The organism is Trinickia acidisoli (assembly GCF_017315725.1).
Taxonomy (GTDB): domain Bacteria; phylum Pseudomonadota; class Gammaproteobacteria; order Burkholderiales; family Burkholderiaceae; genus Trinickia; species Trinickia acidisoli.
Genome location: NZ_JAFLRG010000001.1, coordinates 2,026,763 through 2,049,564 on the forward strand (window position 1 = coordinate 2,026,763; position 22,802 = coordinate 2,049,564).

Annotated in this window: 17 protein-coding genes; 9 read left to right on the forward strand and 8 right to left on the reverse strand. The window is 66.1% G+C overall.

Features of this window, described 5'->3' with window-relative positions:
- Positions 1-9: 9 nt before the first annotated feature.
- Genes J3485_RS09310 through J3485_RS09330 form a run of 5 tightly spaced genes read left to right on the forward strand, consistent with a single transcriptional unit; the run spans position 10 to position 4,991 of the window.
- Positions 10-1,335, forward strand: coding sequence for a UxaA family hydrolase (locus tag J3485_RS09310; RefSeq protein ID WP_206955734.1), 1,326 nt, complete (start codon positions 10-12; stop codon positions 1,333-1,335).
- A complete protein-coding gene (locus J3485_RS09315; RefSeq protein ID WP_206955735.1) occupies positions 1,332-2,405 on the forward strand; it encodes an aldo/keto reductase in 1,074 nt (357 codons plus the stop codon). Before J3485_RS09310 ends, J3485_RS09315 begins: the two co-directional genes overlap by 4 nt.
- A gap of 41 nt (positions 2,406-2,446) precedes the next feature.
- A complete protein-coding gene (locus tag J3485_RS09320) occupies positions 2,447-3,280 on the forward strand; it encodes an amidohydrolase family protein (protein ID WP_206952195.1) in 834 nt (277 codons plus the stop codon).
- A 30-nt stretch (positions 3,281-3,310) separates the two neighbouring features.
- Positions 3,311-4,087 (forward strand): SDR family oxidoreductase, encoded by a 777-nt coding sequence (locus J3485_RS09325; RefSeq protein WP_206952196.1) that lies wholly within the window; start codon positions 3,311-3,313, stop codon positions 4,085-4,087.
- A gap of 55 nt (positions 4,088-4,142) precedes the next feature.
- Positions 4,143-4,991 (forward strand): ureidoglycolate lyase, encoded by an 849-nt coding sequence (locus J3485_RS09330; RefSeq protein WP_206952197.1) that lies wholly within the window; start codon positions 4,143-4,145, stop codon positions 4,989-4,991.
- A gap of 54 nt (positions 4,992-5,045) precedes the next feature.
- Here J3485_RS09330 and J3485_RS09335 read toward each other — a convergent pair whose 3' ends face one another.
- The 4 genes from J3485_RS09335 to phaZ all read right to left on the reverse strand — a co-directional run bounded on the left by J3485_RS09335 (position 5,046) and on the right by phaZ (position 8,665).
- A complete protein-coding gene (locus J3485_RS09335; protein ID WP_206952198.1) occupies positions 5,046-5,420 on the reverse strand; it encodes a DUF3564 family protein in 375 nt (124 codons plus the stop codon).
- Between the two features lie 151 nt (positions 5,421-5,571).
- Positions 5,572-6,348, reverse strand: a complete 777-nt coding sequence (gene fnr, locus J3485_RS09340; RefSeq protein WP_206952199.1) for a fumarate/nitrate reduction transcriptional regulator Fnr — start codon at positions 6,346-6,348, stop codon at positions 5,572-5,574.
- Positions 6,349-6,715: 367 nt separating this feature from the next.
- On the reverse strand, positions 6,716-7,189 hold the full coding sequence (locus tag J3485_RS09345; protein ID WP_206952200.1) for a universal stress protein: 474 nt from the start codon (positions 7,187-7,189) through the stop codon (positions 6,716-6,718).
- Positions 7,190-7,264: 75 nt separating this feature from the next.
- A complete protein-coding gene (phaZ, locus tag J3485_RS09350) occupies positions 7,265-8,665 on the reverse strand; it encodes a polyhydroxyalkanoate depolymerase (protein WP_206952201.1) in 1,401 nt (466 codons plus the stop codon).
- Between the two features lie 278 nt (positions 8,666-8,943).
- Between phaZ and J3485_RS09355 the strand changes: the two genes are divergently transcribed.
- Entirely contained in the window at positions 8,944-10,875 is a 1,932-nt protein-coding gene (locus J3485_RS09355) for a SurA N-terminal domain-containing protein (RefSeq protein WP_206952202.1), read from the forward strand.
- A 186-nt stretch (positions 10,876-11,061) separates the two neighbouring features.
- Here J3485_RS09355 and J3485_RS09360 read toward each other — a convergent pair whose 3' ends face one another.
- Positions 11,062-11,736, reverse strand: coding sequence for an arylesterase (locus J3485_RS09360; RefSeq protein WP_242538532.1), 675 nt, complete (start codon positions 11,734-11,736; stop codon positions 11,062-11,064).
- Here J3485_RS09360 and J3485_RS09365 point away from each other — a divergent pair.
- A complete protein-coding gene (locus tag J3485_RS09365) occupies positions 11,735-12,442 on the forward strand; it encodes an ABC transporter ATP-binding protein (RefSeq protein WP_206952203.1) in 708 nt (235 codons plus the stop codon). The two genes, J3485_RS09360 and J3485_RS09365, sit on opposite strands and share 2 nt — an antisense overlap.
- On the opposite strand, the gene pgi is transcribed toward J3485_RS09365, so the two are convergent.
- Complete coding sequence (gene pgi, locus J3485_RS09370; protein ID WP_206952204.1) at positions 12,439-14,070, reverse strand: glucose-6-phosphate isomerase; 1,632 nt, start codon at positions 14,068-14,070, stop codon at positions 12,439-12,441. The genes J3485_RS09365 and pgi overlap by 4 nt on opposite strands.
- Before the next feature lie 348 nt (positions 14,071-14,418).
- Between pgi and J3485_RS09375 the strand changes: the two genes are divergently transcribed.
- Positions 14,419-15,219 carry a lysozyme inhibitor LprI family protein gene (locus J3485_RS09375; protein ID WP_206952205.1) on the forward strand — a complete coding sequence of 267 codons (801 nt, stop codon included), beginning with the start codon at positions 14,419-14,421 and terminating at the stop codon, positions 15,217-15,219.
- Between the two features lie 52 nt (positions 15,220-15,271).
- On the opposite strand, the gene J3485_RS09380 is transcribed toward J3485_RS09375, so the two are convergent.
- On the reverse strand, positions 15,272-16,873 hold the full coding sequence (locus tag J3485_RS09380; protein WP_206955737.1) for an NAD(P)H-hydrate dehydratase: 1,602 nt from the start codon (positions 16,871-16,873) through the stop codon (positions 15,272-15,274).
- Between the two features lie 174 nt (positions 16,874-17,047).
- On the reverse strand, positions 17,048-18,337 hold the full coding sequence (locus J3485_RS09385; RefSeq protein ID WP_206952206.1) for an FAD-dependent oxidoreductase: 1,290 nt from the start codon (positions 18,335-18,337) through the stop codon (positions 17,048-17,050).
- Between the two features lie 337 nt (positions 18,338-18,674).
- On the opposite strand from J3485_RS09385, the gene purL reads away from it, so the two are divergent.
- Positions 18,675-22,754 carry a phosphoribosylformylglycinamidine synthase gene (purL, locus tag J3485_RS09390; RefSeq protein ID WP_206952207.1) on the forward strand — a complete coding sequence of 1,360 codons (4,080 nt, stop codon included), beginning with the start codon at positions 18,675-18,677 and terminating at the stop codon, positions 22,752-22,754.
- The last annotated feature ends 48 nt before the right edge of the window (positions 22,755-22,802 follow it).

Below are 22,802 nucleotides of genomic sequence, written 5' to 3' on the forward strand. Positions count from 1 at the left end.
GACACGTTCATGAACGAGATCCATACCGATTCCGCGCCGCTTCTCGGCTACGCGCGTAGCGACGGGCGCAAGGGAATCCGCAATGTCGTCGCCGTCGCGTATCTGGTCGAGTGCGCGCACCACGTCGCGCGCGAGATCGTTGCGCAATTCACGCCGCGCCTGGCCGAAAGCGACGGCGAGGGCGAGGCGCTGTCCGATGATGATTTCGATCCGCCCAATGTGCACGATGCCGCGCCCGACGTGCATTTGATCGGCTTTCCGGGCTGCTATCCGAACGCTTACGCGCAAAAGATGCTTGCCCGGATCGCGACGCACCCGAACGTCGGCGCGGTGCTGTTCGTCTCGCTCGGCTGCGAGAGCATGAACAAGCACCATCTCGTGGACATCGTCCGCGAGAGCGGGCGGCCCGTCGAGGTACTGACGATCCAAGAGACGGGCGGCACGCGCAGTACGATCGCGCGCGGCGTCGAGTGGGTTCGGCGCGCGCGGGCCACGCTTGCCGGCATGCGTCCGGTGCCGATGCGGTTCGACGAGCTCGTCGTCGGCACCGTATGCGGCGGCTCCGACAGCACGAGCGGTATCACGGCGAACCCGGCCGTGGGCCGGGCCTTCGACGCGATGATCGAGCTCGGCACCGCCTGCGTGTTCGAGGAGACGGGCGAGCTCGTCGGCTGCGAGCATCATATGAAATCGCGCGCGGCGCGGCCGGAACTGGGCGATGCCATCGTCGCCTGCGTCGAGAAGGCGGCGCGCTACTACACGATCATGGGGCACGGTAGCTTCGCTGTCGGCAACGCGGACGGGGGGCTGACGACGCAAGAGGAGAAATCGCTCGGCGCCTACGCGAAGAGCGGGGCTTCGCCGATCGTCGGCATCGTCAAGCCAGGGGACATTCCCCCGACCGGTGGGCTTTATCTGCTCGACGTCGTACCCGACGGCGAGCCGCGCTTCGGTTTTCCGAACATCAGCGACAACGCCGAAATCGGCGAACTCATCGCCTGCGGCTGCCACCTCATTTTGTTTACGACCGGGCGCGGCTCGGTCGTCGGATCGGCCGTTTCGCCCGTGGCGAAGATTTGCGCGAATCCGGCCACGTATCGCAATTTGTCGGGCGACATGGATGTCGACGCCGGGCGTATTCTGGAGGGCCGCGCCTCGCTCGATGAAGTCGGCCGGGAAATCTTCGATCTGACGCTTGCGCTGGGTCGCGGCGTGCGGTCGAAATCGGAGTTGCTGGGCCACCAGGAATTCATCATGACCTACAAGGCGTTCGATCCGATCGGCCCCGGTTGCTTGCCGATCGTGCCCGCCGCGGCCGCGTGGGTGAGCGCATGACGGGCGGCACGCAAGTTGCCGTCGGCCAGCGGCGCCGCATTGGTCGGACCTCGCTCGAGGTCACCGCGCTCGGCCTTGGTTGCGCCGGCCTTGGAGGCTTGTATCGCGACATCAAGGAAGCGGACGCGCGGGCAACGATCGATGCCGCTTGGGAGGCCGGTGTGCGCCTATTCGACACGGCGCCTTACTACGGCTATACGAAAAGCGAGCATTACGTCGGCGCGGCGCTGCGCGAGCGCGCGCGCGATATGTATGTGCTGTCGACGAAAGCCGGCCGGATCATGCGGCCCGACCGCGGCGAGACGGCACGCGCGCCGCGCGACGGATGGGCTCATCCGTTGCCGTTCACGCCGGTTTACGACTATACGTACGACGGCATTCTGCGCTCGTTCGACGACAGCCTGCAGCGCCTCGGCGTCGCGCGCATCGACATGCTGCTCGTGCACGACATCGGCGCGTTCACGCACGGCGAGCGCAGTGCGCATTACTGGCGGCAGTTGAGCGAAGGCGGCTTCAAGGCGCTCGATGTGCTGCGTGCTGCGGGCGCGGTGCGCGCCGTGGGGCTCGGCGTCAATGAGCAAGCTGCCGTGCTCGATGCGATGCGTGAGTTCGAGATCGACTGCGCGCTCTTGGCCGGCCGCTATACGCTGCTCGAACAACAGACGCTCGATGTGCTGCTGCCCGAATGCGAGCGGCGCGGGGTGTCGATCCTCGTCGGCGGGGCGTTCAACTCGGGCATTCTCGCGCGCGGCGTGCGGCACCTGCGCGACACTCCGGGTGCGGCATCGAGCACGCTCAAGTTCAATTACGGCGATGCGCCGGCAGCCGTCGTCGAGCGCGTCGCACGGATCGAAGCCGTTTGCGATGCGCATGGCGTAGCATTGCCGAGCGCTGCTTTACGCTTTCCTTATGCGCACGGGGCGGTGGCGTGCGTGTTGACCGGCGCGAGCGATGCCGGCGAGCTTTGGCAGAACGCCGCGGCCTTCGCGGCGCCGATTCCGGTCGCGCTCTGGGATGCGCTGCGCTCGGAAGGGCTGCTGGACCCGCGCGCGCCGACGCCGGACGCCTGACGCGCGTCCCGCTCCGCCCAATCGACCGAGATCACCTCACGATGGACACGATCGACGCACATCAGCATTTCTGGCAACTCGCGCGCGGCGACTACGATTGGCTCACACCGGCCCTCGCGCCGCTCTATCGCGACTTCACGCCGCAGGACCTGCGCCCGCTCATGCACGTCGCCGGGATCTCGCGCAGCGTCGTCGTGCAAGCGGCGCCGACGCTGGCGGAAACGCGCTATCTGCTCGATTTGGCGCGTGGCGATCCGGCGATCGCTGGGGTCGTCGGCTGGGTGCCGCTCGACGATCCCGATGCGCCCGCGCTCATCGCCGAGCTTGCGCGTGAGCCCAAGTTCAAGGGCGTGCGGCCGATGCTGCAGGATTTGCCCGACGACGGATGGATCGCACGGCCGGAACTCGAGCCGGCGATCGACGCACTGATCGAGTGCGGCCTCGTTTTCGACGCGCTCGTCTTGACGCGCCACCTCCCGTACCTGACGCCATTCGCACGCAGGCATCCGCGCTTGCGGATGGTGCTCGACCACGGCGCGAAACCGCCGATCGCCGACGGCGCCGCCGGTTGGCTGCCGTGGGCGCAGCGCATCGCGGAGCTCGCAGCGCTGCCGCATGTTTTCTGCAAGATGTCCGGGCTGGTGACGGAAGCCGGGACACCCTGTACGGATACGATGCTCGAACCTTACCTCGCGCATCTCGTCGACCATTTCGGCGTGGCGCGCATGATGTGGGGCAGCGATTGGCCCGTCGTCGACATGAACGGCGGCTACCTCGCGTGGCACGCATGCGCGATGCGGTTTGCCGAGCGCCTGACGCCCGGTGAGCGCGCTGCGCTGTTTGGCGGCACGGCGCGCGCCTGCTACGGTCTTTAAACGTCTTCTATCGATGGAGCCCAGCCCAGCATGACCGCTATTGCCACGACCTTTCCCGAGCCGCCGGCCACGCGCCTGGCCGGCAAAACCGCGCTCGTCACGGCCGCCGCCCAAGGTATCGGCCGCGCTTGCGCCGAACGTTTGGCCAAAGAGGGGGCGCGCGTGATCGCCACCGACATTCGCCTCGACTTGCTCGCCGATGCGCCGTTCGAATCGCGCGTGCTCGACGTCCGCGACGGCGCGTCGATCGCCTCGCTCGCCGAGGAGATCGGCGCCGTCGACGTACTCGTCAATTGCGCGGGTTTCGTCCATGCGGGCAACGTGCTCGAATGCGAGGAATCCGATTGGGATTTTTCGTTCGATCTGAACGTCAAGTCGATGTATCGCACAATACGGGCGTTTCTGCCCGCGATGCTCGCGCGCGGCGGCGGCTCGATCGTCAACTTGGCCTCGGCCGCCTCGAGCGTGAAAGGCGTGCCCAACCGCTTTGTCTACGGCACGACGAAAGCGGCCGTCATCGGTCTCACGAAGGCCGTTGCAGCCGATTTCGTCACGCGTGGCATACGCTGCAACGCGATTTGTCCCGGCACCGTGGCATCTCCCTCGCTGGCGGCGCGCATCGCCGAGCAGGCGAGGGCGCAAGGTAGGCCGGTGACGGAAGTCGAGGCGGCGTTCGTTGCGCGCCAGCCGATGGGGCGCATCGGCCGGCCGGAGGAAATCGCGGCGCTGGCTGCATACCTTGCGTCGGACGAGGCCGCGTTCACGACCGGGCAGATTCATTTGATCGACGGCGGTTGGTCGAATTGATCGAGCGATGGATGCTTCCAGCGCCGTGTTACCCCTTTGAGGACTGAGCAATACGATGAAACTTCTTCGATATGGCCCCAAGGGCCAGGAAAAGCCCGGGCTCGTCGATGCCGACGGCGTGATGCGCGATCTGTCGTCGGTCGTCGACGATATCGCGGGCGACGTGCTCGGTGATGCCGCTCTTGCCCGGCTGCGCGCCGTCGATACGTCGACGCTGCCGCGCGTGCCCGCCGATGCGCGCATCGGCGCTTGTGTCGGCCGCGTCGGCAAGATGGTCTGCATCGGTCTGAATTATGCCGATCACGCGGCCGAGTCGAATCTGCCGGTGCCGACCGAGCCGGTCGTTTTCAACAAATGGACGAGCGCGATCGTCGGCCCGAACGACGATGTCGAAATCCCGCGCGGCTCGACCAAGACGGACTGGGAAGTCGAACTGGGCGTCGTCATCGGCAAGCCTTGCAAGTACGTCGACGCGGCTGATGCGCTCGATTACGTGGCCGGCTATTGCGTCGTCAACGACGTGTCGGAGCGCGAGTGGCAAATCGAGCGCGGTGGCCAGTGGGACAAAGGCAAGGGCTTCGATACGTTCGGCCCGATCGGCCCCTGGCTCGTGACGCGCGACGAAGTGCCCGATCCGCAGCGGCTCGACCTGTGGCTCGAAGTGGACGGCCATCGCTATCAGAACGGCAACACACGGACGATGGTCTTCGGCGTTGCCGAACTCGTCGCTTACTTGAGCCGTTGCATGAGCTTGCAGCCCGGTGACGTCATATCGACGGGTACGCCGCCCGGCGTGGGGCTCGGCATCAAGCCTATCCCGGTCTATCTGAAAGCGGGGCAGACGATGCGGCTCGGCATCGCCGGGCTCGGCGAGCAGCGCCAGAAGACGGTGGCGGTGGAGTAAGCGTCAGCGCGCGCTCCTACGGCTGTCGGGTTGTCCTGACGGCCCGATTTGGCATCAAATGCCTGCGTCGTCGGCGAGTAGGCTGTGCAATCGGCTGTGTTCCAGCGGCGTGGCCTCGTCGTCGACGCATTGCACGTACCAATGGCCGCGCGCGGTATCGCCGCACCATTGAGCACTGCCGGCCGCTCCCTCGAACGGCCCGCTTTCACTCTGCCACTCGAGTTCGTCGAGCGCGCAGAGCGGCGCGCGCTCGTGCGCGTCGCACAATAGCGTCACGCCGGGCCGTGCGTGCACGATGCCCGATGCAGGCAAAGCGAGGCCGAAATGGCTTTCCCGCGACCATCGCTGCGCGCCGCGGTCGATCCAGACGATGGCATAGGCGCACGGATGGGTTTTCTCGAACGTACTGAGATGGATGGCGATGCGCATCGTCGTGCCCTCGTCTCGCGCTGCGTGTCGGTCGGTCGAAAGAACGCGGCGAATTGAACGAGGCCGCATCCGTCACGATCGATCATCGCGCGAATGCGGGGCGATCGCCTTGCTTTGGGTCAAGAGAAAGGCACGGCCGTGCAGGCCGTCATTACACACGCCCCAGCGCATCCAGGTTGACGATGCGAATTTGCTTGCCGTGCGTTTGCACGAGCCCGTCGCGCTGAAACTTCGAAAACATCCGGCTCACCGTTTCGAGCTTCATGCCGAGATAGTTGCCCATCTCTTCGCGGGTCATGCGCAGGTTGAATTCGGCGGCCGAGTAGCCGCGCGCCTTCAAGCGGCTCGACAAGTTCAGCAAGAAGGCGGCAACGCGCTGCTCCGCACTCATCGTGCCGAGCAGCAGCATCAACGACGATTCGCGCACGATTTCGCCGCTCATCATGCGCAGCACTTGCTGCTGCAGGCGCTTGGACTCTGCGCACATCGATTCGAGCAACGCGTAGGGGATGATGCAGACGCTGCTGTCTTCGATGGCGATCGCATCGCTGCTATGGCGCTCGGTGCAGACGCCGTCGAGGCCGAGCACTTCGCCGGCCAGATGAAAACCCGTGACCTGCTCGCGGCCGTCGCGATGCATGACGACGGTTTTGAACGAACCCGAACGAATCGCATAGATGCTCTGGAACGGATCGCTCGTGCGATAGAGTGCGTCGCCGCGCTTGATGAGGCGTGTTGCGCTGACGATCGCATCGAAGCGCGAGAGTTCTTGATCGCTCAACGTTTGGGGCATGCAGGCCGAGCGCATCGAGCAAATGGTGCAGTGCCGGGCAGAGCGGACCGGGGCGGCCTTGCCGTTCGCGCATGCCGGGGCGGGGACCGCCGGTGCCGTCGCAATGTCGTCGACGAACGTTGCTTCGTTGAACATACGACCTCCTCAAAGGGACTGCATACCGCCTTAGCGGTGCGATACGTCGATTACATGATTGGCAGTATCGGAGGTCGGGCGCTACAAGGAAATCGGCGGCGTATGAAACTGCGGTAAGTGTTGACGAAGCTTTGTAAGGATTGTCCTACATCAACGCGTGGCGAAGTTGCGTGCACGCTGCACGGGCAAGTGCATGAGCCGTTGGGATGTAATCGATTTCATCCCGCCGTGCGCACGCGAATGCACATTGGTTGCGCGCGCAATCAAGTGATGGAATAAAGCACGGAACGATAGAACTGACGAAAGAGGGCGCCGATTCGACGGCCGAATCGGCGCTGCCGCAGCTCAGGTTTTCGGCTGGATTCGCCTAGCTCGGCGTCGCTTCACGCGTCGTGTCGCCGGCCGGTATCAGCAGCACCGGGCACAACGAGATGCGCAAGAAGCGCTCGGCAACGCTGCCGAGGATCAATCGACGAAATCCACGTCGCCCGTGCGTACCCATGACGACGAGATCGGCGGACCACTCATTGGCGACGCGCAAAATGCTATGCGAGATGTCGTCGCCTAGCGGACTCGTTTCGACGATACGCGGCGTACCGGCCACGTGCTCGCGTGCCATCTTCGCGCGCGCTTCGGCATTGACGCGCGAGCCTTCTTCGAGCAGCGCGTCGCGAACGATGGTCGGGTCGTAGCCGGGCGCGTCGGCCCCGGCGATTGAGACGTCGACGACGTAGAGCGGTACCAGCTGCGCGCCGAATTCGCGCGCGATGCGCAAAGCCGACTCGAATGCACGCGTGGACGTTTCACTGCCGTCGATCGGCGCAAGGATGCGTTTATACATATCGGGGCCTCGCCGTTTGATAAGGAACAACGTCGTTATGATCGGCGGCAACGCGCGGCGTCGCGCTGATCCAAGTCAAGCGATCCGCGAACCTGTGCGCCGATCCTGCGTCGCGAGCCGAAACCGCCGCAGCGCCGGATGGATCGCTTCATGCCAGCGCGGCCCCGTGAACAGGTCGTAGTGATCGCAGCCGTCGACGGTCATGCGCATGCGCATCGCGTTGGGGATGGCGTGGCAAATCTCGTGCGCCGCGTGCGTTTGCCCGGCGCCGGTGATGTCGTCGTGATCGCCCTCGACCGTGCAAAGCGCCGTTGCCATCAACGCGTCGGGCGTCACGCGGCGCGCGCCGACCGACCAGGTGCCCCGCGCGAGTCGCTGCTCCTGAAAAACGACGCGCAGCGTGTCGAGGAAGTAGTCTTCATCCATGTCGAGCACGGCCGAGTATTCATTGAGCGAGCGCAGGCTCGCGGCGATGGCGCGGGCGTCGCCCGATAGGCGGCTCGTCCAATAGCGCGATTCGAGCGCCATTTGACGATGCGGATGGGCGGCGACGATCGCCGCATGCTGAACGTAACCGGGGTAGATGCGTCGGCCCGCGCCCGTGTAGCACGACGGGACGGTGTCGATGACCGTTTGGCGGAACCAATCGATGTCGTGCGTGGCGGCCAAACGATCGACCGTCGTCGGATGCAAGCGCGTATCGATCGGTCCGCCCATCAACGTGACGCTCAGCGGCGCGGTATTGCCGTCCGAGGCGGCGGCCAATGCCGCGGCCGCGAGCGCCGGCGGGGCCGCTTGGCAGACGGCGAGCACGTGCACGCCGCGCTCGGCGAGCAGACGCAGAAAGCGTTCGACGACGAGCACGTAGTCATTCAAACCGAAGTGGCCCTCGCTGAGCGCGACGTCGCGCGCATTGGCCCAGTCGGTGACGTAGACGTCGGCATCCTCGAGCAGTGTCTCGACGGTTTCGCGCAGCATGACGGCGTGGTGCCCGGCGAGGGGCGTCACGAGCAGCACGCAGGCGTGCTCCGAAAGTCCGGCCGTGCGCCGAAGCGAGGCAGCGCGCGCGTCCTCGCGCTCGCGCTCGGCGAGAACGGCGGGCGTCTCTTCGCTTACGTTCTCGCCAGGTTCCGCCGACGGCGCTTCCCATTCGCGCTTGAATCGGCGCAGCGCGCAAAAGGCGGTCCGGTCGACGATCGTCTCGTTCACAGGTACGATCCGCCCCGCGATTCGCACCGATGCGATGCCGAACGGCGGAGGCTCCGGCGTCGCCTGCAGCAGCCGGTAGAGCCAATCGCATCCTGGCAGCGCGATGCTCGCGAGGCGGGCATTGTCGGCATAGTGCGTGCCGGCCTGCGGATCGGTCTTCGAAGTCGCCCACGTGGGCACGGCACACCACGGCGCAGCGGCAAACGCGGTCCACGCATCGAGCGAGCGCAGCAGCGCACGTTGCGTTTCGAGCCATTGGTAGAGCATGGTCGCCTCCGGCCGGATGCCGCGTCGCGAGCGGCTCGCGGCGCCCCGGCAACGCCTAGGCGGGCCGGATCGGGATGGGCGCGCGCCCTGCGGGTCGCACGCGGCGGCAACGAGGCCGCTCGACTATTGTGCGGACGGCCGGTATCGGCTGGCAACCCCGTGGTTTGCGCAAGCGTTGGAGTTGCGCCCTTGCGCAACGCGTAACCGGTTCAAATTGCCGAGTTGCGTCGCGACCTGTTGTACTATTGGACGTTTTTGTCCAACGTAACCGGTCACGCATGCTCGATTTCTTTCGCAACCATCAGCGTCTGATGATGCTCATGCTCGTCCTCGTCATCGTACCGGGGCTGGGCGTCCTCGGGATACAAGGCTTTCGCGGGTTCTTCGACGAAAGCGCGAACGTCGCGAGCGTCAACGGACACAAGATCACCCGGGCCGAATTCGACAGCGCGATGCGCCAGCAGCTCGATCAGGCGCGTCAGTTCCTCGGGGCGCAGTTCGATTCGAAGGCGCTCGACACGCCGGCGCGCCGCCGCGATCTGCTCGACAACCTGATCCAGCAGCACGCGTTGGCCGACGAAGCGCAGCGCGAATATTTGACGGCGTCGGACGCCGCGGTGCGCCGCGCGCTGCTCGCCGATCCGGTCATTTCCTCGCTACGCAAGCCGGACGGCTCGATCGACGTCGATCGCTACAAGCAACTGCTCGCGATGCAGGGCATGACGCCCGAGCAATACGACGAGCGTGTGCGCTACGGGCTGGCGGTCGACCAGATCCCGCAAAGCATCGAGGAAAGCGCGTTCACGCCGAAGGCACTGGCCGATCGCATCTCCCAGCTCGCCGAGGCGCAGCGCACGGTGCAAGCGCTCGTGCTGCACGCGAGCGATTACGCGTCGAAGGTGCAGCCGACCGACGCGCAACTGTCGGCGTATTACGCCGCGCACAGCGCCGACTTCGCGACGCCCGCCACGGCGACGATCGACTACCTGGTGCTGTCGCCGGCCGCGTTGGCGACGGGTGTTACGCCGAGCGACAGCGATGCGAAGAAGTATTACGACGACAACATCGCGCACTACACCACGCCGCGCGAAGTTCGCGTGAGCCAAATCCTGATTGCGTCGCCGAAATCGGCGAGCCCGGCCGACGACGCCAAAGCGAAGGCGAAGGCCGATGCCGTGCTGGCCGAGGTCAAGGCCCATCCGGATCAATTCGCTCAGATCGCGCAGAAGGAATCGCAAGATCCGGGTTCGGCGGCGAAGGGCGGCGACCTGGGTTGGTCGACGAGCGGCACGCTGACGGGCGAAAAGGCGTTCGATACGGCGGCGATGGCGTTGAACAAGGACGAGGTGAGCAGCGTCGTCCATTCGTCCTTCGGCTACCACGTGATCAAAGTGACGGACGTCAAGCCCGCCGTGACCAAGCCGTTCGACGAGGTGAAGGCCTCGATCCTCAAGGACTTGGCCACGGAACTCGCGACGAAGGCGTACAGCGACGATTCGGACGGCTTCACGTCGACGGTCTACGAACAGGCGAAGAGCCTGAAGCCGGCCGCCGACAAATACAAGCTGACGATTCAAACGGCCACGGTCACGACGAAGCCGAATCCGGCGCTGCCGCCCGCCAGTCCGCTCAACAATCCGAAGTTCCTCACGGCTGTGTTCGCCGACGATTCGGTCAAGAGCCATAACAACACGCAGGCGATCGACGTCGGCAACAGCACGCTGATTGCGGCGCACGTGACCGACTACAAGAGCGCCGCCACGCCGCCGCTCGCATCGATCAAAGATGCGGTGCGCGCGAAGTACGTCGCTGAGCAAGCGGACGAGCTGGCCCGCAAGGACGGCGAAGCCAAGCTGGCCGCGCTGCAAAAATCGAAGTCGACGGCCGGTTTCGCCGCCGAGCAGAAGGTCTCGCGCATGGACACGCAGGGTGTCTCGCCGCTCGCGCTCAGCGCCATCTTCAAGGCCGACGACAGTAAGCTGCCTGCGTACGTGGGGGTCGATCTCGGCAACGACGGCTACGCGATCTACCGCGTCAATGCCGTGGTGCCGCCGGCGCCGATCGACTCGGCCCGGCTCGCGGCCGCGCAGCGCCAGCTTGCGCAGGTCGACGCGCAGACGCAGTTGGAAGCGTACGTCGAGTCGCTGCGCAAGCGCTCGAAAGTGAAGCTCTACGGTTCGCTCGACGCGTCGCAGTCAGATTCGCAATGATGGCGTAAGGCCGATTGCCGGATGACGGTAATCGGCCGCGGTTGCAGGTCGTGCCTTTGTTGTGCGGCGCTGCGGCCGAGGCCCGGTCGTGCCCCTCAAAAAAAACCGCGCTCGCCGGCGCGGTTTTTTTATTTCCCGCCCGCGCGCCGCGCGCATTACGCGCGGGCGGAACCCACCGCGATCGCGTCAGTGGCGTTGCTTCGGCAGCAGCGGGGCCAGCACAGGCCACACGTTGCCGAGCAATGCCGGCTGTGCCTGCTGCGCGGGGTGCATCTGATCGGATTGAAACATGTCGGGCCGATTTTCGATGCCGGCCAGCAGGAACGGCACGAGACGCACGTTCATGTCGTGCGCGAGCTTGCCGTACATGGCATGAAAACGCTGGGTGTAGGCCTGGCCGTAATTGGACGGCACATACATGCCGACGAGCACGACCTTGGCGTGTCCTTGTTGCGCCTGCTCGACGATCGTGCGCAAATTGTCCTCGGTCGTCGAAAGCGGCACGCCGCGCAGCGCGTCGTTCGCGCCGAGCTCGACGATGACGATCGATGGCTTGAGCCGTTCCATGAGCTCGGGCATACGCGCCCGTCCACCGCTCGTGGTATCGCCGCTGATGCTCGCGTTCGCGACGCTATAATCGATTCGCTCCTGCGCCAACCGTTGGCGCAGGAGGGCGACCCATCCGGTGTCTCGCGGAAGACCATACTCGGCGGAGATGCTGTCGCCGAGCACGACGATGACGGGGCGCGTTGCTTCGGCGCTGCGCGCGGGCGTGGCCGTGAACGATGAGAGTGCAATGAGGCCCGAGGCCATCAACGCGGCCGCGGCGGCCGTACCGACTATCCAGCGACGCTTGTTCATGCCAGAAAACACTAATGCCATTATCGAAGTGCGCAGTTTATGCAAGCGGGTCAAGGATGCAACAGGCGAGTTGACGATACTCGAGAACATCGAGCTGGACGTTATCGCCGGCACGAGCGTGGCGATCGTCGGGGCGTCCGGTTCGGGCAAGTCAACGTTGCTTGGCTTGCTCGCGGGATTGGACAACGCAACGTCGGGTTCGGTTCGGTTGCTCGGCCGCGAGCTTTCGACGCTTTCGGAAGACGAGCGCGCGCGGCTCAGAAACGGCTCGATCGGCTTCGTCTTCCAATCCTTTCAACTGATGCCGCATCTGACCGCGCTCGAAAACGTCCGCTTGCCGCTCGAGCTGCAAGGCGGCATCGAAGCGCACGAGGCTACCACGCGCGCGCAGGCATTGCTCGAGCAAGTCGGACTCAGCAAGCGCACTCAGCATTATCCGAAGCTTCTTTCGGGCGGCGAACAGCAACGCGTCGCGCTGGCGCGCGCGTTCGTCACACGCCCCGCAATTCTGTTCGCCGACGAACCGACGGGTAGTCTCGACGCAGCCACGGGCCGTGCCGTCATCGATCTCATGTTCGAACTGAACGCGGCGCAGGGCGCGACCCTCATACTCGTGACCCATGACACCGAGCTGGCCCACCGCTGCTCGCGCACGGTGACGATCGAGGCGGGCCGCGTTCTCGGACGCAGCCCGCCCGGCGCTTAGCCGCGTCGCGCGGCTTGGCGCGCGCGCTCGATCAGGGCGGACGTCGACGAATCGTGCTTGTGCGTGTCGAACGTCGTACAGGTGAGGTCGGCTTCGACCACTTTGCCAAGGATCTTGCCGAGCTCGACGCCCCACTGATCGAACGGGTTGATGTTCCAGACGGCCGCTTGCACGAGCACCTTGTGCTCGTAGAGCGCGATCAGCGCACCGAGCGAGCGTGCATCGAGCGTCTCGAGCAGCAGCGTCGTCGACGGCCGGTTGCCCGGGAAGACGAGGTGCGACACGAGTTCGGGCTTGTCCGGGCCGGCTACCTTGCGCGCTTCTTCTTCCGTCCGGCCGAGCATCAGCGCTTCGCTCTGAGCGAAGCAGTTCGCGAGCAGCTTCGGATGATGGCTGACGAGCGGATGCTCGGGCGTAAGCACGGCGATGAAATCGATCGGTACGATCGTCGGCCCTTGATGCAGCATCTGGAAAAAGGCGTGTTGCCCGTTCGTGCCGGGCTCGCCCCAGGTGACTGCGGAGGTGGCGTAATCGACGTACGCGCCGTCGAGCCGCGCCGACTTGCCGTTGCTTTCCATCTCGAGCTGCTGCAGATACGACGGCAGAAAGTGCAGGGCCTCCGAGTAGGGCGCGACGAGATAGCTCTGCAGGCCGAAAAAGTTACGGTACCAAATGCCGATGAGCCCGAGCAGCACGGGCAGATTGCGCGCGAGCGGCGCGTCGCGGAAATGGCAGTCCATGTCGTACGCGCCGGCCAGCAGGGCGTCGAAGTGCGCCGCGCCGACCGCGATCATGATCGACAAGCCCACGGCCGACCACAACGAGTAGCGGCCGCCGACCCAATCCCACATTTCGAACACGTTCTCTTGCGCGATACCGAACTTCACGACTTCGGCCGGATTGGCCGACACGCCGACGAAGTGCTTGGCGAGCGCGCTTTCCGGGCAGCCCTTTTGTACCAACCAATCGCGCAGCGAGCGCGCGTTCGTCATCGTTTCGAGCGTCGTGAAAGTCTTGGAGACGACGATCGCGAGCGTCTCCTCGGGGTCGATGCGCGCCAGGACGCGGGCGAGGTCGGCACCGTCCACGTTCGAGACGAAGTAGCTCGAGATGTCGGGATGGGCAAGGTGCGCGAGCGCATGCACGACCATCTTCGGCCCGAGGTCGGAACCACCGATGCCGATGTTGACGACGTGACGGATGCGCTTGCCCGTGTAGCCGGTCCAGGCGCCGCTGCGTACGCGTTCGGCGAACTCGGCCATCTTCGCGCGCTCGGCCGCGATTGGGGCATGGAACGGGGCGTCTGCCTGAGGCGCGCGCAAGGCGGTGTGCAGCGCTGCGCGGCCTTCGGTCGGATTGACGACGTCGCCCGCGAACATCGCATCGCGCCGCGCCGCGACACCGGTTTCGTCGGCGAGCGCGACGAGCAAGCGAAGCGTTTCGTCGGTGATGCGGTTTTTCGAAAGATCGGCCGTCAGACCACCGCCTTCGACCGTGAAACGCTCGGCGCGCGAGGGTTTGCCGGTGTCGGCCGCAAACCAGTCGCGCAGGCGTTCGTCGCGGATCTGTTCGTAATGCGCGGTGAGCGCGGACCAAGAGGAAAGCGAGTTCAGCGTCTTGAGCGTCATAAGCGTTGGTCTAACGAAGGAGCTCGGTCCATGAGCTGGGCTTGGCCGGGCGTTTTGCGTCGCCCGGGGCGGTCAGTATAGCGGCACATGCTGCGCCGAAGCATCGATTTCTCGCGTTGCCGGGTCGTTTGCCGAGCGACCGCGCGAGCGCATCGACAGAGGGCGAAAAACCAACCCGACGGTCCGCCGACATCGAACCTGACAGTAGACCAACACAGGGCCAAACGCCAGGCTGTCCGACCGAATGCGCGTTATCATCAGACGTTTTTCACCATCGGCAATTCGACCAACAAAATGAAAAAAATGGGCCCGTGCGCTGCCGCGACAGCGCTTCTCGCATGCGTATCGATGAATGCATTCGCACAAGCGATGGACATCGACTGCGCGAAGCCGCACCAGCAGATCGAGCGCACGATCTGCAACACAGCCGTCCTGCGTGCGCTCGATGCGCGGGCGAGCACCTACTACACGATGATGCTCGAAGCGAAGCCTGCCGCCGACGATCAGGCCTACCACGAATTTCGCGACTCGCTGCAGGCCGACCAGCAAAAGTGGCAGCAGGACACGCGCGACGCATGCGGGCCTCAAGTCTCGTGCCTCACCGAGGCCTACACGCACCGGATCGACGATTTGCGAGCGAGCGCGCTGGTTCACCTCGGGCTCTCGGTGACGGCGGCTCCCGCGCACGTCGCCGGGCCGTCGCAGCCGTCGATCGACTACAAGAATGCCATCTATCGCATCGACGACAAGGACGTGACCCTGCTCGAAGGCCAGCACGAGCAGCCGGCGGCGCCCGATTCGTCGGAGCAAGACGTAACGCGCGTCGTCGAGCCGCCGGTACACGCCGTCGGCAAGCTCGGCGGCCGCTCGGCCGTGGCCGTATTTCTGTCCGAGGAAGGTGGGGGCAGCGGGACGTTTTATTACGCCGCCGTGGCGTTCAACGACGGGCGGGGCACGACCTTCAAGATCGGCGATCGGATCCAACCGATCGGCATCGCGATCAACGGCGACGATCTCGTCGTCAGTTATCTCGACCGCAACCCCGACGAGCCGATGGCGGTGCCGCCGACAGTGCCGCGCGAGCGCCATTTCGCGTATATGAACGAGCAGCTCGTCGAGCGCCCGCAAGCCGCAGCGGCGGCGAAATAGCGTCGAAATAGCGCGCAGATGAACGGCGGCACGCGGCAGCGGCCGCTTCGGTTCAATCGCGCGTGGGGTAGATCAATCGGTTGAGCAAGCCGCGCACGGCTGGCGCCAACTCGCCGGCCGTCAGCCCGGCGGGGCCTTGGCCGTTTGCCGTCAACGTGTCGGCGGCCCAGCCGTGCAGATAGACGCCAGCCAGCGCCGCTTCGTAGCTCGGCAGGCCTTGGGCCATGAATGCGCCGATGATGCCGCCGAGCACGTCACCCGTCCCGCCTGTTGCCAGCGCCGCATTGCCCGTGGGGTTGACGGCCGCTCGGCCGTCGGGCGAGGCGATGACTGTGCCGGCGCCCTTGAGCACGACAACCGCGCCGAAACGCTCGGCCAACGCGCGCGCCGCCCCGACGCGGTCGCGCTGGATCGAGCCCGCGTCGCATCTCATCAGCCGCGCCGCTTCGAGCGGATGCGGGGTCAATACGCAGGCGCGCGTCGTGCCGTCGGTGTTGGCGTCGAACGCGCCGCGCGCGGCGAGCCTATCGGCCAATGACGAATCGCGCGCAACCAAATTGAGTGCATCGGCATCGATCACGAGCGGAAGGTCGCTCGCGAGTGCGCGCTCGAGCAAGGAGACGGCGCGCGGCTCGTGTCCCATGCCGCAGCCGATCGCGAGCGCATCCATCGCTTCGAGCGCGAGCGTGCCGGCCGGATGAAGCATCAACTCGGGATAGGGCGCATCGTAGGGCGGCGCGCCTTCGCCGACGAAGGCGACATGAACCTTGCCGGCGCCGGTGTGGAGCGCGGCGCGTGCGGCGAGGATCGGCGCACCGCACATGCCCGTGTCGCCGCCGACGACGGCCAAGCTGCCGAACGTCCCTTTATGCGAGGCGAACGAGCGCGCCGGAAAGTGCGAAGCGAACGACGACGGGGCATTCAGACGTGCGACGTCGCCCGGCACCGGCAGATCGACGCCGAGCGGCGCCACCGTCACGGCGCCGGCCAGATCGCGGCCCCGGCTCATGTAAAGCCCGGGCTTGGCGCCGAGAAACGTCACGGTTTCTGTCGCGCGGACGGCGATACCGCCCTCGACGACGTTGCCGGCGTCACTGTCGAGCCCGCTCGGAACGTCGAGCGCGAGCACCCGCCCGTGGGTGCTCGCGCGCCGGCCGATGCGCGCGGCCAGATCGGCGAACACGCCCTCGAGTGGCCGGGCCAGCCCGATGCCGAAGAGCCCGTCTACGATCCATCCATAGGCATCGAGCGACGCGGGCGGCACGTGCGAGATCGGTACCCCCGCGGCGCGCGCCTCGGAGAGTGCCCAGCGCGCGTCGTCGGCTTTCACTTCGATCGGCATGCAGACTTCGGCCGCGATGCCGGCCTGCCTGAGCCGCGTGGCGGCAACGAGCGCGTCGCCGCCGTTGTTGCCGGGCCCCGCCGCGATCCAAACCGGATGCGCGCTTGCCAGCGAGCCGTCGTGGGCGGCGCGTTCGGTGAGGTACTGCGCGCATGCGGCGCCCGCGCGGGCCATCAGCGTGTGCTCGGGCAAGCCGGCGGCGGCTTGCGTCTCGAGCACGCGCAGTTGCGCGACCGTGAATAGCGGCAAGGGCCGATCGCTCGGCGAGAGCAGAAGCGGAAGATGGGCGGGCGAGGCGGAAACGTCGATCATGGCGAGCAGTTTCAAGGACACTCTCGAACACTCGGCGCGGCGGGCACGCAGCCTTTGGTCACTGGCCCCTATGACCTCTATGACCCCTAAAGGCATTTACCCGGCGGCCGTGCCGTCCTGGCTGTAAGCGATGGCACGGCTGGGCGGGGCATGGCAGCAAAGCATGCCCGACCGTCAGTTCGCGAAGCGCTCCGCGCGTAACGCGGACAGCGTGTCGTGCGGCACGCTCGGCGTCGTGCCCGAGACGAGATCTGCGATCACTTTAGCAGACCCGCAGGCGAGCCCCCAACCGGCGGGGCCATGCCCGAAATTGACGAACAGGCGCGGATGCACGGCATTGCCGACAACGGGCAGGCCATCGGGCGAGAGCAGCCGCAACCCTTCCCATTCGTGCGCGGCCGAGATCTTGGCCGCCCCCGGGATCCAATCGTGCGTCGCTTGCGCAAGCAGCGCGGCGCCTGCTTCGGCCAGCGGTTCGGCCAGCGGCTTGGCGAGTTCACGTTCCGGCTGCAACACAGCGGCACCGGCCACGCGGATGCGCTGGTTCATCCGCGTCATCGAGACGCGTCGGATCGAATCGACGACCGTCAAGTGCGGCGTGCATTCCTCATAGGCGATCGGGGCCGTCAGCGAAAGCATGCGGATCGGATGCAGCGGCAGCGAAAGGCCGAACTGCTCGAGCAGCGGCGCGCTGCCCGCACCCGCGGCGACGACGACCGCATCGCACGAGATGACGTCGACTTCGCGCGCGCTCTTGCGCTCGCCCTCGGCGGGGGCGAGTTCGACGGCCGCGCGCTGGTTCTCGAGGCGGATCGCCTCGACGGCGCGCCCGAAAAGGAATTGGACCCCGCCTTGCTCGTCGAGCACCTGCTTCACGAGCTTCGTGAACAGCGGACAGTTGGCCGTGCGCTCCCGCGGGAAGAGGACACCGCCTGCGAACGCGGGCTCGGCGGGCACCGAGTGCTCGATGTCGGCGCATTCGGAGGCCGACAGCACATGGTGATGCATTTCGAATTCGCGCAGCAGATCGAGCGCACTTTGCACCTGCTCCCACTCGCGCGGCTGCCGCGTCACGTGTAGAACGCCCTCGCGCTGCTCGAATTCGAGATGAAACCCGGCTTCGATCGAGGCGATCGCTTCGCGGGAAAGCTCGACGAGCGGACGCAGACGCAACCACTGATCGCGAAACGCCTCGGGCGCTTGCAATTGCGCCAGGCGGCGAGCGAAGCGACGCGCGCTCGACTTCAGGCCCGGCCGATAGACGACGCCGCGACGGTTGCCGAGGAACGTGGGGCCGAACCAGGCGTCGAGCGGCGTGGGCAATACGATGCCGCCGTGTCCATAGGTGGCGCCTTGGGCGACCGTTGCATGGCGCTCGACGACGCAAACGCGATGGCCGGCGGTACGAAGCTGGTAAGCGGTGGCGACGCCGACAATTCCGCCGCCGATGACGATGACATCCATGAATGACGAGAATACGGTGCACTGCGGACAGCCGCGACGCCTGGTGCGGCAAGCGCCGTGCCGAATGCGAAGCGCGAGGCGGCGGCCGAGCGGCCGTTCGCCGGCGCGGCTTCGCGCCGATGAGGCAAACCGCGCATGATAGCGCCAAACGGAATCGGATGGCTCGCGATGAGGCGCAAAACCGACGCCGACATGACGCGCTCCCTTGGCCGGATGGCCTGGCACGGCCTATCGGGGACCGAGTTCCGGGTATAATCTCGGTCTTCCTTTCGCCTCACGTCGTGGCATGCGCGCGCGAACCGCGCGATGCGCGACTCATCGACGCCCACGTCCTTCCATGGCCCACTTTTCGTGCTTCCCCGGTGCTTCGGCGCTATCCGACTTCCGTCAAACCCGCCTGCTCGAAACGCTTGCCCGCATCGACGCCGACATCGTCGGCGTGCGCGGCCAGTACCTGCACTTCGTCAATGCACTGACGCCGCTGTCGTCGCAGGACAACGAGCGCATCGAGGGGTTGTTGCACTACGGCGAGCCGTTTGCGGCGGGCGAAGGGCGAGGGGCTCAGGAGGCCTTTCTGGTCGTCCCGCGCATCGGCACCGTCTCGCCGTGGGCGAGCAAGGCGACCGACATCGCGCACCATTGCGGGCTCGAGCACGTGCGCCGCGTCGAGCGCGGGATCGAATTCACCGTCACGCTCAAGACGGGGCTGGCCGGCCTGCTCGGCGGCAAGAAGGCGCTTTCCGACGAAGCCCGCGCGGCCGTCGCTGCCGCGCTGCACGATCGCATGACCGAAAGCGTCGTTCTCTCGCGCGAACACGCGCTGCATCTATTCGATGAACTGCCCGCCAAACCGCTCGCGACCGTCGACGTGCTCGCGCACGGCCGCGCGGCGCTCGAACGCGCGAACGGCGAGCTCGGTCTCGCGCTGGCCGATGACGAAATCGATTACCTCGTCGATGCGTTCTCGAAGCTCGGCCGCAATCCGACCGACGTCGAACTGATGATGTTCGCGCAGGCGAACAGCGAGCACTGTCGCCACAAGATCTTCAACGCGCAATGGACGATCGACGGGCAGCCGCAAGACATCTCGCTGTTCCAGATGATCAAGAACACCGAGAAGCTGAACCCGCAAGGCACGATCGTCGCCTATTCGGACAACTCGGCGATCATGCAGGGCGGCTCGGCCGAGCGCTGGTTCCCGCGCCCGGCCAAGGCGGGAGCGAGCGGCGCGTTGAACGAGCGCTATGGCCGCCACGTCGAGCTCACGCACACGTTGATGAAGGTGGAGACGCACAACCACCCCACGGCGATCTCGCCGTTCGCCGGCGCGGCGACAGGCGCCGGCGGCGAAATCCGCGACGAAGGTGCGACGGGGCGTGGCGCACGGCCCAAGGCGGGGCTCACGGGCTTCACGGTGTCGAACCTCGAGTTGCCCGGCGCCGTCGAGCCCTGGGAAAACGCGCGCGATGCCGCGCAGCCGCTCACGTTGCGTAACCCGAACGAGCAGCACGCGCCCTATGGCCGGCCCGACCGCATCGCCTCGCCGCTGCAAATCATGATCGACGGCCCGCTCGGCGGTGCCGCATTCAACAACGAATTCGGCCGGCCCAACCTGGGCGGCTATTTCCGCGTCTACGAACAAAACGTCGGCGGTCAGGTGCGCGGCTATCACAAGCCCATCATGATCGCGGGCGGCATCGGCAACGTCTCCGATGCGCACACGCACAAGCACGATCTGCCGGCCGGCACGCTGCTCGTGCAGATCGGCGGCCCCGGCATGCGCATCGGTATGGGCGGCGGCGCGGCAAGTTCGATGGCGACCGGCGCGAACACGGCGGAGCTCGACTTCGATTCGGTGCAGCGCGGCAATCCGGAAATCGAGCGGCGGGCGCAGGAAGTCATCAATGCTTGCTGGCAACTCGGCAGCAACAACCCGATTCTGAGCATTCACGACGTCGGCGCGGGCGGCCTCTCGAATGCGTTCCCTGAACTCGTCGACGGCGCCGGCAAAGGCGCGCGCTTCGAATTGCGTCAAGTGTCGCTCGAGGAGAGCGGCCTGTCGCCGCGCGAGATCTGGTCGAACGAAGCGCAGGAACGCTATGTCTTGGCGATTGCGCCGGCCGATCTGCCGGCGTTCGAGGCGATCTGCTCGCGCGAGCGTTGTCCGCTCGCGCTCGTCGGCGTCGCCACCGACGAGCGCCAGTTGCAACTGATCGATACGCATGCCGAAGGCGAGGCCACGTACCCCGTCGATATGCCGATGGACGTCCTGCTCGGCAAAGCGCCGCGCATGCACCGCATCGTCGAGCGTGTGAGTGCCGAGCGTGCGCCGGTCGACGTGACGGGGCTTTCGCTGGCCGAGCTGGCCGTGTCGGTGCTCAAGCACCCGACGGTCGCGAGCAAGTCGTTCCTGATCACGATCGGCGACCGCTCGGTCGGCGGCACGAGCGTGCGCGATCAGCTCGTGGGCCCGTGGCAAGTGCCCGTCGCCGATTGCGCGATCACGGCTGCCGATTACGCGGGCTTTCGCGGCGAGGCGATGACGATGGCGGAGCGCACGCCGCTGGCCGTCATCGATGCGCCGGCGTCGGGCCGCATGGCGGTCGGCGAAGCCGTCACCAACATCGCCAGCGCGCCGATCGCCTCGCTCGACAAGCTGAAGTTATCCGCGAACTGGATGGCCGCGTGCGGCTCGGCCGGCGAAGACGCCGCTCTGTTCGACACGGTGAAGGCGATCGGCATGGAGCTGTGCCCCGCGCTCGGCATCAGCATTCCGGTCGGCAAGGATTCGTTGTCGATGAAGACGAAGTGGGATGAACGCGGTGCAGCCAAGGAAGTCGTTGCCCCCGTCTCGCTGATCATTTCCGCGTTTGCGCCCGTCGAGGATGTGCGCCGCCATCTGACGCCGCAACTGCGCCGCCCTGACGAAGCCGGCGATTCGGTACTGATCGCGATCGACCTTGGCCGCGGCAAGCACCGGCTCGGCGGCAGCATCCTCGCGCAGGTCACGCAGCAAGTCGGCAACACCGCGCCCGACGTCGACGACCCCGAAGATCTGAAGCGCTTTTTCGCGGCGATCCAATCGCTCAACGCGAGTGGCCGCTTGCTCGCCTATCACGACCGGTCGGACGGTGGCCTCTGGGCGAGCGTCTGCGAGATGGCGTTCGCGGGTCGCGTGGGCGTTTCGCTGAACGTCGATATGCTCACACTCGATGCGGCGCACGAGTTCGACTACGGCGACGCAAAGGATTGGGCCAAGCAGACGAGCGGCCGGCGCGACGATCTCACACTGCGGGCACTGTTTTCCGAGGAACTCGGGGCGGTCGTGCAAGTGCCCGCCGCCGAGCGCGACGCGGTGCTCGCCGTTCTGCGCGAGCATGGCCTGGGGGCGTGCTCGCACGTCATCGGCAAACTCAACGAGCGCGACGTCGTCGAAATCTATCGCGACGCGAAGAAAATCTACGACGCGCCGCGCGCCGAGCTGCAACGCGCTTGGAGCGAAGTGAGCTGGCGCATTTCGCGTCTGCGCGACAACCCCGCGTGCGCCGATGCCGAATACGACGTGCTGCTCGATGCATCCGATCCCGGCATCTCGCCGCAATTGACATTCGATCCGAGCGACGATGTCGCCGCGCCGTTCTTGAACACGGCTGCTCGTCCGCGCGTCGCGATCTTGCGCGAGCAGGGCGTGAACTCGCATTTGGAAACAGCCTACGCGTTCGATCGCGCGGGATTCGACGCCTATGACGTTCATATGAGCGACTTGCTCTCGGGCCGCGCGACATTGGCCGACTTCAAGGGCGCCGTGGCTTGCGGCGGCTTCTCGTATGGCGACGTCTTGGGGGCGGGCGAAGGCTGGGCGAAGACGATACGCTTCAACCCACAGCTTGCCGATATGTTCGCGGCGTTCTTCGGGCGTGCCGACACGTTTGCGCTCGGCATCTGCAACGGCTGCCAGATGATGAGCAGCTTGGCGTCGATGATTCCCGGCGCGGATGCCTGGCCGAAATTCACGCGCAACAAGTCGGAGAAATTCGAGGCGCGCTTCTCGTTCGTGCGCGTCGAGTCGTCGCCGTCGATTTTCTTTGCCGGCATGGAAGGCTCGCGCATTCCGGTGGCAATCGCTCACGGCGAAGGCTTCGCCGATTTCTCGCAGCAAGGCGACGCGGCGCGCGCGGCGGTGGCGATGCGCTTCATCGATCATCACGGTGAGGCCACGGAGCGCTACCCGTTCAACCCGAATGGCTCGCCGGCCGGGATTACGTCGGTCACGACGCCCGATGGCCGCTTCACCGTGCTGATGCCGCACATGGAGCGGGTGCATCGCACGGTCCAGATGAGCTGGCACCCCGAAGGCTGGGGCGAGGCGAGCCCGTGGATGCGCGTGTTCCGCAACGCGCGACGCTGGCTGGGATAAGTCTCACAACGACAATGCCGCCCGAGGGCGGCATTGTCATTTGCGGCT

What these genes read in the sequence shown, in the direction of transcription:
- J3485_RS09385 (WP_206952206.1), bottom strand. Translation starts at nt 18,337, where the DNA reads ATGGATGTCATCGTCATCGGCGGCGGAATTGTCGGCGTCGCCACCGCT.
- J3485_RS09355 (WP_206952202.1), top strand. Translation starts at nt 8,944, where the DNA reads ATGCTCGATTTCTTTCGCAACCATCAGCGTCTGATGATGCTCATGCTC.
- J3485_RS09360 (WP_242538532.1), bottom strand. Translation starts at nt 11,736, where the DNA reads ATGAACAAGCGTCGCTGGATAGTCGGTACGGCCGCCGCGGCCGCGTTG.
- fnr (WP_206952199.1), bottom strand. Translation starts at nt 6,348, where the DNA reads ATGTTCAACGAAGCAACGTTCGTCGACGACATTGCGACGGCACCGGCG.
- J3485_RS09365 (WP_206952203.1), top strand. Translation starts at nt 11,735, where the DNA reads ATGCCAGAAAACACTAATGCCATTATCGAAGTGCGCAGTTTATGCAAG.
- pgi (WP_206952204.1), bottom strand. Translation starts at nt 14,070, where the DNA reads ATGACGCTCAAGACGCTGAACTCGCTTTCCTCTTGGTCCGCGCTCACC.
- phaZ (WP_206952201.1), bottom strand. Translation starts at nt 8,665, where the DNA reads ATGCTCTACCAATGGCTCGAAACGCAACGTGCGCTGCTGCGCTCGCTC.
- purL (WP_206952207.1), top strand. Translation starts at nt 18,675, where the DNA reads ATGGCCCACTTTTCGTGCTTCCCCGGTGCTTCGGCGCTATCCGACTTC.
- J3485_RS09315 (WP_206955735.1), top strand. Translation starts at nt 1,332, where the DNA reads ATGACGGGCGGCACGCAAGTTGCCGTCGGCCAGCGGCGCCGCATTGGT.
- J3485_RS09325 (WP_206952196.1), top strand. Translation starts at nt 3,311, where the DNA reads ATGACCGCTATTGCCACGACCTTTCCCGAGCCGCCGGCCACGCGCCTG.
- J3485_RS09345 (WP_206952200.1), bottom strand. Translation starts at nt 7,189, where the DNA reads ATGTATAAACGCATCCTTGCGCCGATCGACGGCAGTGAAACGTCCACG.
- J3485_RS09310 (WP_206955734.1), top strand. Translation starts at nt 10, where the DNA reads ATGAACGAGATCCATACCGATTCCGCGCCGCTTCTCGGCTACGCGCGT.
- J3485_RS09380 (WP_206955737.1), bottom strand. Translation starts at nt 16,873, where the DNA reads ATGATCGACGTTTCCGCCTCGCCCGCCCATCTTCCGCTTCTGCTCTCG.
- J3485_RS09375 (WP_206952205.1), top strand. Translation starts at nt 14,419, where the DNA reads ATGAATGCATTCGCACAAGCGATGGACATCGACTGCGCGAAGCCGCAC.
- J3485_RS09320 (WP_206952195.1), top strand. Translation starts at nt 2,447, where the DNA reads ATGGACACGATCGACGCACATCAGCATTTCTGGCAACTCGCGCGCGGC.
- J3485_RS09335 (WP_206952198.1), bottom strand. Translation starts at nt 5,420, where the DNA reads ATGCGCATCGCCATCCATCTCAGTACGTTCGAGAAAACCCATCCGTGC.
- J3485_RS09330 (WP_206952197.1), top strand. Translation starts at nt 4,143, where the DNA reads ATGAAACTTCTTCGATATGGCCCCAAGGGCCAGGAAAAGCCCGGGCTC.